Consider the following 1,131-nt stretch of genomic DNA (forward strand, 5'->3'; position numbering starts at 1 on the left):
TAATTATTGTTAATCTTTTTTATCAATTTCATACTCATCTATCCCTTCAAAAACAACATCTCCAATATTAATACTCTCATGAAGACAAATTTTATGAAAATTTTTCCCATTTGTCACAATCATCATTGTCGTTGAATCATAATTTTCTTTAATAAAATCAAGATCAACCTCCACAACAGGCTCACCCTTCTTCACTCTTTGATTGACCTTTTTAAGAACATTAAATCCTTTTCCTTCCAGATTCACAGTATCAATACCAATATGAATTAAGATCTCAAATCCATTATCAGCTTTGATTCCAAAAGCATGTCCTGTCCTAAATATCATTTGCACTGTCCCATCACATGGTGCTGCAATGATATGAGTATCAGGGATAATCGCAATACCATCTCCCATACTCAAAGATGCAAAACCAATATCATTCACTTCTGTAATATCTATACATTTTCCTTTTACAGGTGCATAGATATTTTTATCAACTTTAGACTTAAATAAATTAAACATTTTGACCTCCACAAAAAAACTCATAATAAGCAAACCAAAAACAGCTGTTTAATTGGTTATGCCTCTTATGAGTAACAGTCCAACACTTAATTTACAAATTTATGATATCATGCGCATCTTAAAAAAGCAAGCGTTTTCATACTTTGAAAATATGAGTTAATTCTCTTTTTTTATGAGTATCCTCATTTAAATATAAATTATATATCCATGAAATTAATAATTTAACAATTATACATATATTTCATTATCTTCCTATTTATTCAAATATATAATCATCATGCATTAACAATTCATCAATAATTGAATAAATAATATCTGATGTTGAAAGTAGGCTTATACAACAAACTTTCTTTCCAGCATCTTTACTTGATGCTCCACAATGATATATTTTTTCTGTATCTGTTTGATAATCTATAATGATAAATCTATCATGGCATCTTTGATTATTCTTCTTAATAGACAAAGTTGGATATTCTCTATTAAAGTTATCAAACTCTAATTGATTTAATTTTCCACTACCTCTTCCCTTATTATCTGAGAAAACAATAACATTAACTTCCTTTTTCTTTGCAGACAATAAAGATAAAGTATGACAATTAATATCATCATCTACAATATAAATAGAAT

At 27.6% G+C, this 1,131-nt stretch carries 1 protein-coding gene and 1 pseudogene; both read right to left on the reverse strand.

Annotation, left to right across the window (positions count from 1 at the left end):
- Positions 1–9 precede the first annotated feature (9 nt).
- Positions 10–504, reverse strand: a complete 495-nt coding sequence (locus tag ACLR9T_RS14720; RefSeq protein ID WP_008787244.1) for a PTS glucose transporter subunit IIA — start codon at positions 502–504, stop codon at positions 10–12.
- Between the two features lie 256 nt (positions 505–760).
- Positions 761–1,131 (reverse strand): annotated as a pseudogene (locus ACLR9T_RS14725) (ORF6N domain-containing protein); the annotation flags it as partial.

Source organism: Thomasclavelia sp., assembly GCF_047249845.1.
Classification (GTDB): domain Bacteria; phylum Bacillota_I; class Bacilli_A; order Erysipelotrichales; family Coprobacillaceae; genus Thomasclavelia.